The sequence below is a fragment of the Vagococcus allomyrinae genome (genome assembly GCF_017829975.1).
Taxonomy (GTDB): Bacteria; Bacillota; Bacilli; order Lactobacillales; family Vagococcaceae; genus Vagococcus_D; species Vagococcus_D allomyrinae.
The window spans coordinates 47,336-65,129 of the sequence record NZ_JAEEGA010000007.1 but is presented as its reverse complement, the minus strand read 5'-3'; the positions used below and the strand labels follow the sequence as shown (position 1 = coordinate 65,129).

The 17,794-nt window shown below is 39.5% G+C and carries 17 protein-coding genes and 2 other annotated features; of the genes, 14 read left to right on the top strand and 3 right to left on the bottom strand.

Going from position 1 to position 17,794, the window contains the following annotated elements; genetic code table 11:
* Positions 1 to 22 precede the first annotated feature (22 nt).
* The 8 genes from I6N95_RS11735 (at position 23) to trpA (ending at position 7,967) form a co-directional block, all read left to right on the top strand.
* Entirely contained in the window at positions 23 to 943 is a 921-nt protein-coding gene (locus I6N95_RS11735; protein ID WP_209527986.1) for a DUF1803 domain-containing protein, read from the top strand.
* A gap of 120 nt (positions 944 to 1,063) precedes the next feature.
* Positions 1,064 to 1,274, top strand: a binding site (T-box leader).
* A 50-nt stretch (positions 1,275 to 1,324) separates the two neighbouring features.
* Positions 1,325 to 1,553, top strand: a binding site (T-box leader).
* Between the two features lie 95 nt (positions 1,554 to 1,648).
* Entirely contained in the window at positions 1,649 to 3,031 is a 1,383-nt protein-coding gene (gene trpE / locus I6N95_RS11730) for an anthranilate synthase component I (RefSeq protein ID WP_209527983.1), read from the top strand.
* Entirely contained in the window at positions 3,015 to 3,626 is a 612-nt protein-coding gene (locus tag I6N95_RS11725) for an anthranilate synthase component II (RefSeq protein ID WP_209527981.1), read from the top strand. Before trpE ends, I6N95_RS11725 begins: the two co-directional genes overlap by 17 nt.
* Positions 3,601 to 4,623 (top strand): anthranilate phosphoribosyltransferase, encoded by a 1,023-nt coding sequence (trpD, locus tag I6N95_RS11720; protein WP_209527978.1) that lies wholly within the window; start codon positions 3,601 to 3,603, stop codon positions 4,621 to 4,623. Before I6N95_RS11725 ends, trpD begins: the two co-directional genes overlap by 26 nt.
* A complete protein-coding gene (gene trpC / locus I6N95_RS11715; RefSeq protein ID WP_209527975.1) occupies positions 4,620 to 5,384 on the top strand; it encodes an indole-3-glycerol phosphate synthase TrpC in 765 nt (254 codons plus the stop codon). Before trpD ends, trpC begins: the two co-directional genes overlap by 4 nt.
* The gene (locus I6N95_RS11710) at positions 5,381 to 5,992 is read left to right on the top strand and encodes a phosphoribosylanthranilate isomerase (protein ID WP_209527972.1); all 612 of its coding nucleotides are present in this window, start codon (positions 5,381 to 5,383) and stop codon (positions 5,990 to 5,992) included. The genes trpC and I6N95_RS11710 overlap by 4 nt, the downstream gene beginning before the upstream one ends.
* Positions 5,993 to 7,198 carry a tryptophan synthase subunit beta gene (trpB, locus tag I6N95_RS11705; RefSeq protein WP_209527969.1) on the top strand — a complete coding sequence of 402 codons (1,206 nt, stop codon included), beginning with the start codon at positions 5,993 to 5,995 and terminating at the stop codon, positions 7,196 to 7,198.
* The gene (trpA, locus tag I6N95_RS11700; RefSeq protein WP_209527965.1) at positions 7,191 to 7,967 is read left to right on the top strand and encodes a tryptophan synthase subunit alpha; all 777 of its coding nucleotides are present in this window, start codon (positions 7,191 to 7,193) and stop codon (positions 7,965 to 7,967) included. Before trpB ends, trpA begins: the two co-directional genes overlap by 8 nt.
* 37 nt (positions 7,968 to 8,004) lie before the next feature.
* Here trpA and I6N95_RS11695 read toward each other — a convergent pair whose 3' ends face one another.
* Positions 8,005 to 8,928, bottom strand: a complete 924-nt coding sequence (locus I6N95_RS11695) for an ROK family protein (RefSeq protein ID WP_245249449.1) — start codon at positions 8,926 to 8,928, stop codon at positions 8,005 to 8,007.
* A 413-nt stretch (positions 8,929 to 9,341) separates the two neighbouring features.
* On the opposite strand from I6N95_RS11695, the gene I6N95_RS11690 reads away from it, so the two are divergent.
* On the top strand, positions 9,342 to 9,743 hold the full coding sequence (locus I6N95_RS11690; protein ID WP_209527959.1) for a hypothetical protein: 402 nt from the start codon (positions 9,342 to 9,344) through the stop codon (positions 9,741 to 9,743).
* A gap of 17 nt (positions 9,744 to 9,760) precedes the next feature.
* On the opposite strand, the gene I6N95_RS11685 is transcribed toward I6N95_RS11690, so the two are convergent.
* On the bottom strand, positions 9,761 to 11,680 hold the full coding sequence (locus I6N95_RS11685; protein WP_209527956.1) for a M13 family metallopeptidase: 1,920 nt from the start codon (positions 11,678 to 11,680) through the stop codon (positions 9,761 to 9,763).
* A 192-nt stretch (positions 11,681 to 11,872) separates the two neighbouring features.
* On the opposite strand from I6N95_RS11685, the gene I6N95_RS11680 reads away from it, so the two are divergent.
* Entirely contained in the window at positions 11,873 to 12,661 is a 789-nt protein-coding gene (locus I6N95_RS11680) for a pseudouridine synthase (protein ID WP_209527953.1), read from the top strand.
* 582 nt (positions 12,662 to 13,243) lie between these two features.
* Here I6N95_RS11680 and I6N95_RS11675 read toward each other — a convergent pair.
* Positions 13,244 to 14,209 (bottom strand): choline kinase family protein, encoded by a 966-nt coding sequence (locus tag I6N95_RS11675; protein ID WP_209527950.1) that lies wholly within the window; start codon positions 14,207 to 14,209, stop codon positions 13,244 to 13,246.
* Positions 14,210 to 14,540: 331 nt separating this feature from the next.
* Here I6N95_RS11675 and I6N95_RS11670 point away from each other — a divergent pair, with 331 nt between their 5' ends.
* The 4 genes from I6N95_RS11670 to I6N95_RS11655 are packed head-to-tail and all read left to right on the top strand — an operon-like array spanning position 14,541 to position 17,783.
* On the top strand, positions 14,541 to 14,852 hold the full coding sequence (locus I6N95_RS11670) for a BMC domain-containing protein (protein ID WP_209527948.1): 312 nt from the start codon (positions 14,541 to 14,543) through the stop codon (positions 14,850 to 14,852).
* Positions 14,849 to 15,133 (top strand): BMC domain-containing protein, encoded by a 285-nt coding sequence (locus I6N95_RS11665; RefSeq protein ID WP_209527945.1) that lies wholly within the window; start codon positions 14,849 to 14,851, stop codon positions 15,131 to 15,133. Before I6N95_RS11670 ends, I6N95_RS11665 begins: the two co-directional genes overlap by 4 nt.
* A gap of 47 nt (positions 15,134 to 15,180) precedes the next feature.
* A complete protein-coding gene (locus tag I6N95_RS11660) occupies positions 15,181 to 16,650 on the top strand; it encodes an aldehyde dehydrogenase family protein (RefSeq protein WP_209527942.1) in 1,470 nt (489 codons plus the stop codon).
* 2 nt (positions 16,651 to 16,652) lie between these two features.
* A complete protein-coding gene (locus I6N95_RS11655; RefSeq protein WP_209527939.1) occupies positions 16,653 to 17,783 on the top strand; it encodes a 1-propanol dehydrogenase PduQ in 1,131 nt (376 codons plus the stop codon).
* Positions 17,784 to 17,794: the final 11 nt, after the last annotated feature.

Here is a 17,794-nt window from a genome sequence, read left to right as displayed (position 1 = left end):
GTTAACTAGATGGAGTGATAAGATGTTTGAAATGATTAAAGTGCCTTTTTTAAAACAGACAGATACATTTGAACTAATTAATTTCGAGCAGCTGAAGACGTTGCATAACTGGTTATCTACTCAAAGGGATGGAGCTAGCATGCAAGAAATAAAAAGAGCGATCCCTTGGTCAAAAGCTGATCGAGAAATGGAATTATTTGTGAGTCGTCAATTAATCGAAAGAGATAAGAAAACCTATCACACTCTGGTTCCAGAAATTTCTACCGAGCTGCTAGCTGAATTGTCTGAACAGGCTGTCCAATTAACGCAGGAGCTCCATGATGATTTATTGGCAAACATTCCAACTGTTCAAGATAATCCCTGGCTAATTACTTATAGCATTGCTCGCTTAAAACAACAGACTTTTTCACGAGTGGTGGCATTACCTGAATCAGCCATAACCCCAGTTTTTTCGACCTGCCACAAAAGTGGCCACTACTTATTTGTTGATGTAGATAGTCAAGAAGACCGTCCAGTTGGACTAGCTAATTATTTTGCAGATGTAAAGGGAACTGCAAAAAGTCAACAGTTATTTGCAAAAATTGGCGATGTAAATGATCACTATTTTATGGAGATGACTGGTAAACAGTTGAGACTCATCCATGATGGTCAGCAACCTCGAAGAAGCCGTGGCAATATTTTTATTGAGGCACTTGAACTGCTTGGTTATATCACTGAGGCAGATGGATTTAAATTGACAGGTGAGCTCACTTTTATTGACTCTATTGAGTTGAATCATGGGCTTGATTTCGTCGAAAATAAAATTAAAGAGACGCTTACTGATCGAAGGGAAGATGAAGTGGAACAAGATGTCTTGCAAGCGTTAGTTTTCAATCAATTATTGATAACCCTCCAAGGAACAAAAGAGGTTATCCTAGTAACCAGCAGCAAAACTAGTCAGTAAATATTTTGACTGCTGGTTAGTCATTTAATTCGGATTTGTAAACGTTTTTTTATAATTCGATTAAATAAAACGAAAAATTATCATTGACTTTTAATCTTAAGTCCAGTAATATTGTAAAAAAGACAAGCGATGAGAAAGATTAGTAATAGTGAGTTGATTTTTAAGAGAGCTAACGGTGCTGAAAGTTAGTAAATCATCATTATGAATGGACTTTTGAGCTAAGTGTTGAACAGTAGTAGACACTTTCGGATGATTCTCCGTTATCAGAGTCATTAAGTTGGATTGACTAGTCAATCAATTAAGGTGGTACCGCGGGTTTCTCGTCCTTATTTTCATTCGAAAATAAGTGTGAGGGCTTTTTTATTTTATCTAATTGAATACATGAATGCGTCAAGCAGGAGGAGTACTTTTTAGTAGTTGTTTTCAGAGAGTTAGCGGTGGTGTGAGCTAATAGCAATACGAAGAGGAATGGACCTGTTAGTGAAATCTTGAAGTAATAGTAGGGATTTACGGGAGCTCCCGTTAACGAGCAGGTTATTGTTAGATAACTGTAGAGATGGATAAGTTTATCCAAAATGAGGTGGCACCGTGAGTGAAATTCGCCCTCAAATGATTATTAATCATTTGAGGGCTTTTTTTGATTTTTCTGGCGGTTCACAGAAAAATCCGGTTGATTGAGATAAAAATAGAAGGGGTGTTTTAGTAATGAGAAAGATTAAAACAATATCGGCTGATTGTTTAACAGCTATTAGTATTTATTTACGACTAAAAGGGACAAAAAAGAGTTTGCTTGAAAGCATTCCTCGGGATAAAAATCAGGCTCGCTATTCGATTATTGGCGTTGATCCGGTTCATGAGATTAGTTCTTTTGGTCATGAGTTAAGCATTGATCAGCGCGTCGAAAAAGTGGCGGATCCTCTAAAAGCAATTGAATCGTTTTTAAGTCGTCAAAGTGAACCATCTGAATCTGATCTTCCTTTTGAAGCGGGTGCGATTGGTTATGTCGGCTATGACGTTTGTGCTTTATACGAAAATATCGGCCCAATACCTCATGATGAACTGGGGATTGCCGATTGCCACTTCTATGTCTACGAAAGCTTTGTCATCGTTGATCATCTAAAGGAGCAGGTAACATTCGTTCAGGACAATCTGTACTCTCAACGCAGTGAGGCTGAATTAGACAGGTCATTGAAAGAAATGGTAGCTCAAATAAAAGTCCCTCATGTAGCAGAACAGCGAGAGCTAACTCTCGAAGCGTTATCTTTTACTAGCAATTTAAGCCAAAGGGGTTATGAAAAGTTAGTGCTAAAAGGCAAGGAGTTGATACAAGCTGGTGATCTTTTTCAAGTGGTTCCCTCCCAACGGCTATCAGCCCCATTTACTGCTGATAGTTTTGATTATTATCGGGGGTTACGCCTAAGTAACCCTTCTGCCTATTTATATTATCTTGATTTTGGCGAAACCAAGATAATCGGTTCTTCGCCAGAGAGTTTGGTCAGTATTCAAGGAGAGAAAGTGTTAACCAATCCGATTGCTGGGACTCGTAGGCGAGGGCAAACAATTCAGGAAGATCAGGCATTAGCTGAAGAGTTAGCTCAGGACGAAAAAGAGTTAGCGGAACATAAAATGTTAGTTGATTTAAGTCGCAATGATATTAGTCGGATTGCAGAAGTTGGCTCTGTGACAGTGCCTGTCTACTTAGTTGTTGAAAAATATCGTTATGTGATGCATTTAGTATCAGTTGTTGAAGGACGCTTGCGTTCTGACGTTAGTGCCATGGACGCTCTTAAAGCTACTTTACCAGCAGGAACGGTCAGTGGTGCTCCCAAGATTCGGGCGATGCAACGAATTTATGAAATGGAACCTGTTAAACGGAATGTCTATGGTGGCGCAGTTGGTTATTTAACTCATTCAGGTAAGGCGGACTTTGCCATTGCTATTCGCACGATGGTGTTACATCAGGGGGTGGCCCATGTTCAAGCTGGAGCAGGTGTTGTTCATGACTCAGACCCAACAAAGGAATATGAAGAGACGTTACATAAAGCTAAAGCTCTATTGGAGGTGTACAACTATGATTTTACTCGTTGATAATTATGATTCATTTACCTACAATCTGCACCATTATTTAAGCCCTTTTGGTGAGGTGATTGTCCGTCGAAACGACGCTGAGGACTTGTTGGAAATTGCGGAGCAAGCAGATGGCATTGTTTTTTCTCCTGGACCTGGGAGACCGGAGGACGCTGGAGAGATGAAGGACTTGATTGCTCGTTACGCTGAACTAAAGCCGCTGCTAGGTATTTGTCTAGGCCATCAAGCTATTGCACAGCATTATGGAGGATTAATTACCCAGGCGAAAGAAATTCGGCATGGTAAAGTTTCAACTATGATTTGCCAAGAAACAGACACACTATTGAAAGGTCTTCCGCAAGAGTTTGCAATTATGCGATACCATTCATTGATTTTGCATCCTGATACATTGCCGGCATCGCTAATGGTTATCGGAGTGGCAACTGATGATCAGGAAATCATGGCCTTGAAACATCGTGAGCTACCAGTTTATGGCTTACAGTTTCATCCGGAATCCATCGGAACAAAGTATGGACAAGATTTACTAAAGAACTTTATGACGTTAATTATTGAGAAAGAAGGAACAGCAAATGGACCTATTAACGAAATTATATGAACAAAAAGATTTAGAGCTTGAAGAGATGAAAATTCTCTCCCGTCAGATATTTCAAGGAGAACTGAGTGAGGCTCAAATTGGCGCCTTATTAATCGGGTTAAAAATAAAGGGAGAAACTGCGGAAGAGATGGCAGGGTTGGCGGAAACGATTCGTGAATTTTCTGTGCCAATTGATACGGAGTTAACAGATACAATCTGCAACTGTGGGACAGGAGGAGATTTATCCAATAGTTTTAATATTAGCACGACAGCCTCCTTTGTACTAGCAGCGGGGGGGATGAAAGTAGCTAAGACAGGAAATCGTAGTATTTCAAGTAAAGCGGGGAGTTTTGATACTTGCGAGGCTTTGGGCATTGACTTTTTGGTTTCAGCTGAGCAACAAGCGCAACAACTAGCTGAAATCAACTTAACGTTTTTATTCGCGCCCCATGTTCATCCGCGAATGAAATATGTGATGCCTGCTCGCAAAACATTAGGTACACCGACAATCATGAATTTGATTGGGCCACTGACCAATCCGGTCCCTTTAGAATATCAGCTAATGGGAATTAATCGCCGCAGTTTATTGGAAAAAACAGCAGAAACAATAAAAAAACTAGGACGAAAACGGGCGATTGTTGTTAATGGTCCCTATGAAATGGATGAAGCTTCCTTAGCTGGGGAAACTCATTATGTACTATTGGCAGATGGGCTGATTACGCGTCATGTTATCACCCCAGAAGATGTTGGGTTACCTTATTACGATTATGAGGCAATTCGTGGTGGCGATGCAACTGAGAATGCTAAAATTCTCTTAAATGTCTTAAAAGGTGAGAAAAGTGCTTATTACGATACTGTATTACTGAATGCTGGTTTAGGTTTATTTGCCGGTGGTAAAGTAAGCTCGGTTCAGGAGGGAGTTCACGAAGCCAATCAGCTTCTGCAAAGTGGTGAAGCTTATCAAGTTTTAACTGATTTATTAGCGTTTCAAGCAAATTTGAAAGTAGGGAATAAATGATGGAAGATTTTTTAGCAAAAATTATCGCTGTTAAAAAGGAAGAAGTGGCATTATTGGAACCGGAGGAGTTAGCTGTAAGAAAAAAACGTCCTTCTTTTTACGAAAAGGTTAAAGGGAACTCCGGGCAGATGCACTTAATTGCTGAAGTCAAGCGAGCTTCGCCTTCAAAAGGGAAAATTAAGTTAGATGTTGATTGTCTCCAACAAGCAAAGGCTTATGAACAAGCAGGTGTTAGTGCCATCTCTGTTTTGACAGATGAACAATTTTTTAAAGGTTCCCTTGAGGATTTAAGAGAAATTGCTGATGAAATTGAACTGCCTATTTTGTGTAAGGATTTTATGATAGATGAAAAACAACTTGTACGAGCATTTAACGCTGGCGCTTCAATTATCTTGTTGATTGTAGCCGCACTTAATAAGGATTTACTGTATCGCTTGTATCAAGCTGCTACGGATTTAGGGTTGGAAGTCCTTGTTGAGGTTCATAATCTGGCAGAACTGGAGACTGCTGAGGCTTTGGGAGCAAAATTGATTGGGATTAACAATCGAAATTTAACCACCTTCGATGTCTCTTTGGAGGTTAGCCATGAATTAGGACCGAAATTCCAAACATCGGCTCTGTATTTCAGTGAATCTGGTATCCGTGAGCCGGCTGAAGTTGCAGAATTAGCCCCCTATTTCAATGGTGTATTAGTGGGAGAATCCTTAATGCGAGCTGCTGAACCAGAGATTGCGGCTAAACAATTACAGGTGTTGAGATGAAGGTTAAAATTTGCGGATTACGCCACAAAAAAGATATTGAAGCGGCTGTTGAAGCAGGGGCGGATTATATCGGCTTTGTCTTTGCTAAAAGTCGCCGACAGGTTAGCTTAGAAGAAGCGCATGATTTGGCTACGGTTATTCCTACAAGTGTTAAAACGGTTGGGGTGTTTGTCAATCCTTCAATGGCTGACGTGTTGCAAGCCGTGAAGGATGTGCCGCTTGACATCGTCCAGTTGCATGGTCAGGAAAGTCCTTCCTTCGTTGAGACGTTAGGGGTACCTGTTATAAAGGCAATAACACTTTCAGCTGGCACGGATCTTTCAACGGTTAGTTTATATCCGAAAAATGTTCACTTTTTATTGGATGCACCTGGTAGTGCCTATGAGGGCGGGAGCGGCCATGTCTTTGACTGGCATGCCATTGAGCCAAAGACTCTGCCAATGGGACGAGTCTTCATTGCAGGGGGCTTAAACATCGAAAACGTTCATCAGGCGGTGATTTATTTTGACCCATACGGTGTCGATGTTTCCTCAGGTGTTGAAACCGATGGGCAAAAAGATGTGTCAAAAATAATGAGATTTATCGCAGAAGCGAAAGGAGACAAATAAATGACTTACGAAGCACCGACAAAAAATGGTTTTTACGGCCAATATGGCGGCCAGTTTGTACCAGAGTCACTGATGAAAGCAGTGAAGGAATTAACTGACGTCTACGCAGAATCAAAAGAGGACGCAGCATTTCAAGCAGAACTTAATTATTATTTAAAGCAGTATGTGGGCAGGGAAACGCCTCTTTATTTTGCAGAGCGATTAACGGTTGCGGCTGGTGGAGCTAAGATATATTTAAAGCGTGAGGATTTGAACCATACGGGTGCTCATAAGATTAATAACACGACTGGTCAGGTACTGTTAGCTAAACGAATGGGCAAGCAAAAAGTAGTTGCTGAAACAGGCGCAGGTCAACATGGTGTGGCGACTGCTACTGTCGCTGCTTTATTCAATATGGAATGCACTATTTTTATGGGAGCAAAAGATGTTGAGCGTCAAGCCTTAAATGTTTTTAGAATGGAATTATTGGGTGCTACTGTGGTCAGTGTAGAGTCAGGCAGCCAAACCTTGAAGGATGCCGTTAATGAGGCTTTGCGGTTTTGGGTGGCTAATGTGGAAGACACTCACTACGTCATGGGATCCGTTTTAGGGCCTCATCCCTTCCCAGAAATTGTTAGGGACTATCAAAGTGTGATCGGCACCGAAGCACGTCGTCAGTTTTTAGAATTAGAGGGTCATTTACCAGATGCACTTGTTGCTTGTGTTGGCGGTGGCAGCAATGCTATGGGGCTGTTCTATCCCTTTGTGGATGATTTAGAGGTCTCGATGCATGGCGTGGAAGCAGCTGGATTGGGCTTAGAGTCAGGTCAGCACGCGGCGTCGATCACCAAAGGCAAAGAAGGCGTTCTTCATGGCGCTTTGATGAAAGTATTACAAGATGAAAATGGCCAAATAGAAGAAGCTTTTTCCATTTCTGCTGGCTTGGACTATCCTGGCCTAGGACCAGAACACTGTTATTTTGATGAATTAGGCCGAGCGCGTTATGTCAGTATTACGGATGATCAAGCTCTAGAAGGCTTTCAGCTACTTTGTCAAACGGAGGGGATTATTCCTGCTTTGGAAAGTTCACATGCGATTGCTTATGCTGTAAAGCTAGCTGCAGAATTAGGACCTGATAAGTCAATGATTATTTGTCTTTCTGGTCGAGGAGATAAAGATGTGGCTCAAATAAAAGAGCAGTTAGAAGGAGGAAAAACGCATGGTTAAGACGTTGGAAACTCATTTAAAAGGCATCCGAGCTGAAGGGAAAGCATTAATCGTTCCTTATATTATGGCAGGCGCTCAAGGACTGGATCAACTGGAGGCGGAGTTACAGTTGTTAGAGGAAGCAAATGTCAGTGCCATTGAGATCGGCATTCCTTTTTCCGATCCCGTTGCCGATGGTCCAGTGATTCAAGCGGCAGGTTTAAAGGCATTAGAAGCAGGCGTTAGCTTGAAGGGCATTATTAAAGTGATTCAAGAAACCAAAGTTCAGACACCGTTGGTTATTATGAGTTATTTTAATCCGATCTATGGAATGGGGATCGAGACGTTTATTAATGAATTAAAAGAGACAACTGTAAAAGGGCTGATTATTCCAGATTTACCGGCTGAACATCAAGATTACATCCAACCATATTTAGCAGGGACGGATATCGCTATTATTCAACTAGTGTCCTTAACTAGTCCAGAAGCACGCATCAAAGAATTGGTGAGTCAAGCAGAAGGATTTATTTACGCTGTGACAGTTAATGGTACGACAGGACAACGACAAGACTTTGATTCATCCGTTGGTCAGTACTTAATGAAATTAAGCCAACAAACAGAGGTGCCAGTATTAGCAGGTTTTGGGATTTCTCAGAAAGAACAGGTGGAACAGTTTCTTAAAAGTTGTGACGGAGCTATTATTGGCAGTAAAATTGTCAACCTTTTTCTGGAAAACCGTCAGCAAGAGGTTAAAACCTTTATGACTGAGGTATCAGCTTTAACAACGTAAAAAAACAGCCACCTCCAAAACTGGGAGGTGGCTGTTTTTAGGGAAGGTCTTTGGTTTCATTAAAATGAATAATCGCGCCTAAAAGATTGGCATCATTTTTAAATTGGCACAATTGAATATTAGGCTGGGGTAAGTCTTCCTGATTATTAAAGAGCGTTTTAAAAATAGAGAGTAATCCGCTCTCTTTTTCCAGTAAGTTTGTGACAGCTTTTTTTAAGTTAGGCAAAAGTTCTTGATTGTTACTGATGCCACCACCAATGCCGATTAACTCTGGTTTAAATGCTCCGTTTATCGAGATGACAATTTCAGCTAGCGATGAATACATGGACATAACTTCTTTAGTAGCTATCGGATCACCGTCATTGGCCAATTGAAAAACATCTTTGCCATCAATCGCAGAGGGCATTTTTAATTTTTTTAAAGAGACTCTTCGAGCAATATGAACTGGTGAGACTTTACTATTGTTAAATGCTTTGACACCATCTGCAACGAGTTTATCCAATTGATCAATCTTTTCAGAGGTTTCCATAGCTATTTTCCCATTGTGCACAACTGCCAAACCAACTCCTGAACCGATTATCAGAAAAACAGCTTCCTGATGGCCAACGCCAATTCCCATTGTCATTTCAGCTAAAGCAGCGCTATTGGCGTCATTAAACATCGTGACTGGCAAGCTGACGGCTTCAGAAAATTCCTGTTGAAATTCACCTAAGTGTAAAAAAGGAACGTAACTAATGCCGTTAACCATGCCAGTTGTTTCATCGGTGTCTCCAGGACAGCTGAGGGCAACGCCAGAAAAATGATACTTGCCCCGATAGTTGTTTATTAGCTCATTAATTGCTTCATAAAACGACTTTCGGGTTAATGGGGTAGGGAAGCTGTCTTTTTCGATTAAGTTATCTTTATGCCAAATAGCGTGTTTCACTGCTGAACCACCAATGTCTAGTGCTAAAAGAGTCAATATGTTCACGTCCTTTTCTGTAACTTATGTACAAATAAGCAAGTTAGCTTTAGTCTTATCTTAAGCGATCTCAATGAGAAGTGCAATGACTATTAGTTGAGGTAAGGGACTAGAGGGATGTTATTTGTTTGAATCCAAAGATATTCAAAAACTGCATATCATCATGAAGAATCTGATTTGGTTAATATTGTTTAGGATGTTATATTAAATATGTAAATGTTCACAATAATTTTGTTTAAAATTTTTTTCATCCTATGGGGGGAAGTAGCGGAAACTACTTCCCTTTCTTTTTACGGATTTTTTTCAATAAGAGAGCTTTAATAAAACAGAGGCTAGAGTTGAGTGTTTTGACATGTTACAATACACATAAATAACTTATTTTATCAATCGATTTGTAGGGAGGAGGACTTTCAATGACTGAAAAACAATTTAAAGAATGGTTACGTGCCTCTAACGAGTCAATGATGAAACAACAACAACTAATGTTGTATCTCCAAATTGTTTTAACCTTTTCCCTGGTATTATACGTTATTCGTTGGTTACCCGTTATCTTGATGATTCTCGGGTTAATAATAGCAATTGGTATCTATAAGAAATCCTTTGATGAACCGGCATATATCAATTTGTCCCTTTTTTCGCTTGATGATAATCTTCCCAAAGAGAAGGAGTCCTGGTATTATAAAGATCCCCGATATCCTTCTGGTGTGATGTTATTGAAAAGCAATTTAACCCAAGTAATCAAATATAATAATTACTTGGGTTACCGAATTTTAATATATATCTTATTAACGATGATGTGGTATTTAATTAGCTAAAATCGAGACACTCTTGATTACCAAATGGTTAATCGTTGTTCTGGAGCTGTAAACATTGGGTCACCTTCTGTAATATTAAAGGTGGTGTAAAATTCAGACAAGTTTTGAGGTTGAATATTTGCTCTCAACTTATTAGGAGCATGAACGTCAATCGTCAATAGTAAATCTGTATATTCTGCGGAGGCCTTCATGCGCCAAATAGTAGCCCAATTGGTGAAAAACTGATCTAGGTCAACCTCGCGCTCACTTTTAGCAGCTTCTAGAGCACAGCTTAAACCACCAGCATCTGCGATATTTTCAGAAACAGTTAAAGTTCCGTTAACTGTGCCACTACCAATGGGTAATCCGTCAAATTGTAAAATCATTTTTTGTGCTAAATTTTTAAAGTATGCTAAATCTTCATCTAACCACCAATTACTTAAATTGCCATACTCATCAAAAGAAGCCCCGTTGTTATCAAATGCATGGGATATTTCATGAGCTATCACCGCACCGATTCCACCATAATTTGCACTGCTACTTTGGTTTAAGCTATAAAAAGGAGCTTGAAGAATAGCAGCTGGAAAAACAATAATATTTTTAAACGGGTGATAATAGGCATTGACCATATCGGGACTCATTTCCCACTCTAAACGATCCACTGGTTTTCTATATCTAGCAAACATATCCATCTGACGAATATGTTCAAATCTCAGAGCATTACTCAGAAGAGTGCCGCCAGATTCAGCAGGTATGGTAATAAATTTTTTGTATACAGCAGGTAGCTTATCAGGATAGCCAACTTGAATGCCAAGTTTGTTCAATTTGATAATCGCTTTGTTTTTCGTGGCATCATTGAGCCATGTATTTGCTACTAGACGTTTTTCGTAAACAGAGACCATCTTTTCAACCATCCCTAGGACGTCTTGTTTGGCTTCTTCTCCAAAATATCGTCTGGCATAATAATTGCCAATTATCTGGTCAAAATAATGACAAGCTAAGTAGTAAGCCGCTTTCTCTTGCTTAGTAACTTGTTGGCTCCCGGAGGTTGCTTGGTCGAAGAGTCCTGCTGTTTGACGAATTTCTTCGCTTAGATAGCTGCTTAAGCGACGCGTTTCGACAATTACCATCCAACTTTTAAGTTTGGAAAAATTCTCTGGTACCACGATTTTGTCGAAAGCTTGGAAATAGGCAAGATCTGTCATGATTAAATCAGTAGGTGTTTCTCCAACAAGGTCCGTTACTATTTTTGTGAAATCAAGATAGGAACTATTCTTGGCAAATTCATTTATAGTTTGTGGATTGTAAGAAGCCAGAATATCTGCTTCTTCTTCAGAACTTTTCGAATGAGGCGCCAATAATGCATCAAATTCAATTGCTTCTTTAATAATTTTTCTAGCTTGCTCCTCTGTTTTACCTGCAAACTTGAGAAGTTGAAGCATCATATCTGTAAAAACGTTCCTAAGTTTCTTGCCAGATTCGTTACTTGTGTCATAATAGGTTTTATCTGGTAAAAATAATTGTGGAGCTGAAGCAAAAAAAAGATGCTGATTTGTCTGTTTCATATCCACATCGATCGTTAGAGAAAAAGGTGATGGCCGACTTTCTAAAATCCATTTTGGCAAAAGTTTTGAGAACTGCTCTAAATTAGTTAACTGTTCTATTTCGGCTAAATAAGGGAGTAGTGGGGTAGCGCCAGCTAAATCTCGCTGTTTGTAGTCGGTAGCCAATCGATAAAAATTGATAAAATGGTTGAGTTCAGGTTCAGGATGATCTTCTTGATTCTGCAAATATCCTTCAAAATCTGTCATTAAAAGTTGTTCAACTTCTTCTGCGAGTTGCTTAAAGCATCCAGTTACGGGTTTATCTGCTGGAATTTCTGCGGTTTCTAACCACTTAGCATTGACATACTCGTAAAAGTCATTTTGTGGGGTCAGTGATGAATCTTTTGCCTTCATTTTGTCCTCCTAAATAAATGTATTGGTTGTTCTCATTTATTATACCTCAACACTAAAAGAAGTGGGGCTTAGGTCAACAATATCGGACCGAGAAATAAAATGGCAGAAACGCTCAACGACTGGATAGCTTTGTGTTATAATCATAGGAGCTAGCTAATGAAGACTATATTGATAAGTTAAAGGGAGTAAATCATGAAACAAGCACGTCAACAATCAATAAATCAAGTAAATGAGGGGCAACACATTCAGCACGAAGCAAAAGACAGTTTACGCTTAAATAAGTTTATTAGCGATACCGGCCATTGTTCGCGTCGCGAAGCTGATCGTCTTATTGAAGCTGGTAGAGTTACTGTCGATGGTGAGTTAGCAAGTGTAGGTCTTAGGGTGACTTCTGGCCAAACAGTGGCAATTGATGGCAACCCAGTCACTTTAAAGACTGAAAAAGTGTACATCGCCTTACATAAACCAAAAGGCGTCACAAGCACAACAGATCAGGCGATTCCTGGGAATCTAACAGATTTTATGAATTACCCCGAGATGATCTTTCCTATCGGACGTTTAGATAAGGATTCAACAGGACTAATCTTACTGACTAATGATGGAGATATCGTGAATAAAATTCTTAGGGAAGAAAATGGTCACGATAAAGAATATCAAGTCATGGTTGATAAGAAAATAGACAGTGAGTTTGTTAAAAATATGGAAACAGGTGTCATGATCTATAATCCTGTTGCGGATAAACGCCAAATAACATTACCTACTAAAATTGAACCTATCGGGAATAGAAGTTTTAATCTAACCTTGAAACAAGGTTTAAATCGTCAAATCAGAAGAATGTGTCAAGAATTAGGCTATCAGGTCGTTACATTGAAGCGCAAAAGAATAATGAATGTTCAATTAGGGAATTTGGCTGAAGGACAATGGCGGTATCTAACAAAAGAGGAACTTATCAGTATCAATGAGGCAATTAATCGAATATAGACTTTCAAACTTTTCTGACGATTGTTGGAAAAGTTTTTTTGTGACACGGTACTAAGTTAACAATATAAATATTATGTAAACTAGAGTTTTGAATTTACACTTGTATAATTTATGGTGTGGATGAAGAAAAATCATTCACACCTATTTTAGTGCAAAAAAATAGAAACCTATGATATCAATCGCGTGCTCATACAATTCAATTGCTTGTTCAAAGATGATTTTACTCATTTATCTGCCACTTTTCTTTTGACGAAATCATATCGACTAACCGATTCCAGGGAAAATATGCTTTATTTACATGGAGTCGATTAGCCATTTCATTTAAGATATCTCGGTTATCAACGTTATGTGATTTTTTTTGCGTTTTTTTCTAAAGGTATGTTTTAAGTACGATCTTTAAAATACAGCTCATCAAAAGAGTGGTTTATGGGGTACCGAAGTTTTTGGAACTGCAAACGTTGCATCTGAGTTAGCTGTAATTTTATACAAAAAAAGAAGCCCTGTCATCATCGACAGAGCCGCTTTAATTACAGATAATTTCGATTAAATTCTAGCTATCCACATCATTTGACGTAGAGTTACTTAAGGGCTGTCCCCGCGGTTCTCATTTTCAACCATTTTATCTAGGGGATAATCAGGATCGTTAGTTAAATTTATCATGTTCTTTCTAAACCGTTCATAGCGCATGTCACAATAATCCAAAAAATTATCGCCACAGTAATGACGAATCAAAGCCCAAACAGTCCACAGTAAGTCTTGTGCCAGAATATATGCCTTCATTTTTTGGATAGCGTCTTCTGGGATCTGATTTCCGTAGTAGTTTTCTAACAATTGATCAATCCCATCTTTTGTCAACCGTGTTTCAACGATGTAGGCCGCCAAGTCAAAATTTAAATCATTCAAACCAGAATATTCCCAATCAATTAAATAATAATTATTTGCATCATCAACCAAAAAGTTTTCTGGGACAGTGTCATTGTGACAGGGAACGAATTGGACATTTGTGACATATTTATCAAAAAAGTCATAGAGTTTGGCTTTTAATGAGTTATAGTCAAAAAATAAAGCGCCATTTATTGATTTAATGACGGTTTCGTATTTTGCTAACTCACTTTTCCAATCAAAGGTTGTGCCAAAAGGCGTTGTTGACATGTGAACTTTTTTTAGCAGTGTTGTGACTGCTTTAAGGCTTTCTGAACTGAAAGGATTCGTTTGGGCTAAGTTCTGACTATTGGGAATAAACTTGCTAATTTTAATTCCTGTTGTCGCATCAAAATAGATACATGTCGAGTTGATACCAAGGTTAGAAATAGCCTTGGTATTTATTTGTTCAATTGAGCGATCGATCATGATGTCCGTCAATATTCCTGGTTCTCTGATGACATAATCATTTCCTTGAATGTGCATCCGATAATTGTAATTTGTTAGTCCGCCAGTAAAGATGGATCGATCAAAGGTTAAGGTCGGGTCTTCAAAGACTTCTTGTAATTTTTCGTTTATCAGTTCATCTATATTAGTTGATTGTCGTATTTCATCTCTGTTTATCATCACATTACATCCAATCGCATTTTATGGAAAGCTTACTTTATCAACAATTATACTCTATTTCACTTGTGAAAAAAAGTATAAGGCATGACTTCAGTGAGGGAAAGTGGAAATGGTGTCTATTCTCCAAGGAAATAACAGAAAAATCCTAAAAAAGCAAAATAATCCAATCCTTTAATGGAAATCGGTTACAAAAGTACCACATAAATAAAAGAATCTGCGTTTTTCTAAATTAGCGACATGCTACTATTTAGGTACTTAAGCAATGGCGTGTTTAACTAAGTCTTTGACAATTAGTCAAACACAAACAAAAATGACAAAAAGGAGCAGTTAGATGGAATATCACGGTGATGAAGCCTTAGGCCTAATTGAAACAATCGGCATGGTGCCTGCGATTCAAGCGGCAGATACAATGTTGAAGGCAGCAGATGTAGCGCTAGTTTCATATGAAAATGTCGGATCGACATTAGTGACGGTCATGGTTAAGGGGGATGTGGCCGCTGTCACTTCGTCAGTTGCAGCAGGTGTTGAGGCGGCAAAAAAAATTGGAAAAGTCACTGCTAGTAATGTGATGCCAAGGCCAATTCGTCCTATTGGGCATATTGTCATGGCTCATGATATTGATAGTGGAGGGATTGTCGAATGATTAAAGCGCTAGGTTTTATTGAGACATTTGGTTTAGTGTTTGTTATGGAAGCAGCTGATGCGATGTGTAAATCAGCAGATGTGGAATTAGTCGGTTATGAAAATGTGGCATCAGGTTATATCTCTGTCCTTGTCAAAGGAGATGTTGGCGCAGTTGAAGCGGCGGTTGCAGCCGGTGTTGAAGCAGTAAAAAATATGGGCGCAGAAGTTTACACTCAAAACGTGATTCCACATCCTCATGAAGAAATCGAAAAAATTATTGCGCGCTATTCGTTTGACTAAGGTGACGCCTAAACATGTGATGCTGCACCAAAAGGAGAGTGATAGACATGTACAAGGTTGACAAAGATTTGCTAGCAATTCAGGAAGCTCGCATCCACATTGAGGCGGCGAAAGAGGCGGCGATTGAGTTGCGAGACTTTTCTCAAAATCAGCTAGATGAAATTGTCGATCAAATGGCGGTAGCGATGATTCCCTATTGTCAGGAGTTAGCCGAGGCAGCGGTGGTGGAAACGGCTTATGGCAGATACCAAGACAAAGCGTTGAAAAATCGTTTTTCTTGTGAATTTGTGAGTAAGAAATTGTCAGGTAAACAGTATGTTGGGGTTATTGCCGAAGATCAGCATAATCAGACTTTAGAAATTGGTGTGCCGCTGGGTGTCATCGTGTCATTGATTCCAGCTACAAGTCCAGTATCAACGACAATTCACAATGTTTTGATTGCTATAAAGTCAGGCAATTCAATTATTGTCTCACCACACCCACGAGCCAAACAAACGATTCAGCAAACGGTCAAACTTTTGAAAGAAGCTGCTTTATTAGCGGGATTACCAGATGGCGGAATTAATTGCATGCAGTTGGTTTCGACCACAAGTACAGATGCTTTGTTGAGCCATGAGGAAACGGCTCTTACAATTGTCACGGGGATACCTAAGTTACTTCCTAAACTCTATCAGATGGGAAAACCGTTTATTTATGGAGGTAGTGGTAATGGTCCAGTATTTATTGAACGGACGTGTAATCTTAAACAGGCGATTCATGACATAGTCGAGAGTCGAACATTTGACCATGGTATTGTTTCGGCAGCTGAACAATCAATTGTTCTAGACGGTCCAATTTCCGAACGAGCTAAAGACGAATTAAATCGACAAGGCGCTCATTTTTTAAGTGAAGCAGAGGCACAACGTTTGCTAGGCGTTTTAATTAAAGCTAACGGTGAGTTAAATGCTGAAAGCGTTGGCTGCTCGGCGCAGGAATTAGCCAAGCGAGCAATGATTGAGGTCGCAAAGGAGACACGCATTTTTATTTATGAGCAAGACTATGTGTCTGACCATAACCCTTTCTCTCAAGAGTTCTTTAGTCCAATTGTGGCGTTGTTTGTAGAACCTAATTGGCAAGAGGCTTGCGAGAAGTGTATCGAATTATTGATGGAAGGGGGCAAGAGTCATACATTGGTCATTCATTCTAAAGATGAACAAGTCATTCGAGAGTTTGCCATGAAAAAACCAGTGGCACGAGTGCTTGTTAATACACCGTCTACGTTAGGTGGCATGGGAGCAACCACTAATTTATTTCCATCCATGACCTTAGGTAGTACCTCTTTAGGGATTGTCCAAGGTTCTGACAATATTTCACCAGAACATCTTGTTAGAATTCGAAAAGTTGGGTATGGTGTTCGACGTTTTGAGGAGTGCTTTCCTAGTCAAAGAGAGAATCATTCAGTAACGGCAAATGAAGGGAATACTCAACCATCAATTGAAGTGATTTTGCGGCAGATTATTAATGAGATAAAGGAGTGAGAGTGATAATTAATCAATTCACCTTAAAGACTAAAATTGTAATGAACCAAAGGTCGTTAGAGACCTTAAAAACTATTTCAGGTCATTCTGCATTAATTGTGGCAGACAAGATTATGGATCAATTGGGGTATTTAGAAAAAGTTAAAGGGTACTTAGCTGAAGCAGGGATTCAGTCACAAATCTTTAGTGACGTGAAACCTGATCCAGATACAGCAGTGATTGCGGCGGGTATAAAAGTTTATCAGGAATTTAAGCCAGATGTGATGGTTGCCATCGGAGGCGGTTCAGCTATTGATGCTGCAAAGGGGATTTTTTATGCGGTGCAAATGAGTCAAGAACCACTAGCAAAACCTTATTTTATTGCTATTCCCTCTACAAGTGGAACTGGATCAGAAGTAACTGATTTTTCTGTGATTACCGCTGCCGATCAAAAAGTGGTCATTGTAGATGACTCTTTAAGTCCAGATCTGGCAATTCTTGATTCTAGCTGTATAGACCAACTGCCGCAACAAGTAGTAGTTGACACAGGACTGGATGTATTGACCCACGCGACGGAAGCTTATGTGGCAATTAATGGAACGGATTTTACGGATGCCTTAGCTGAAAAAGCTATTCGTTTGGTGTTCCAACATTTGCCGATACTATATGAAGATATTGGCAATGATGACTCTCGAGATCGGGTTCATAATGCCTCCTGTATGGCAGGAATAGCTTTTAATAATGCTGGATTAGGCATTGTTCACAGCTTATCTCATGCTATCGGTGGTCGTTTTCATTTACCACATGGCCGTTGTAATGGGCTGCTGATAGAAAAAGTAATCAGTTATAACGCTCAATTGGCTGGTACAGCTGAAACGAAGGCAGCTGAAAAATACGCTCAATTAGCCAAAATGTTGGGTCTACCTGCTAGGACGATTCGTGAGGGGGTAGTCAGTTATTTAGATGCCATCAGCCAATTGAAAACGCAGTTAGGCGTTGAGTCTGGATTAAGTCAGTTAGGCCTTAAGGAAGAAGACTATCAAGTAGCGGTTCCAGAAATGGCAAAAGTGGCTTTAGCAGATCGCTGTACGCCGACTAATCCTGTATCACCGACAACGGCTCACTTGGAAGCCATTTATCAGATGATTTACTAATAAACGAAAAG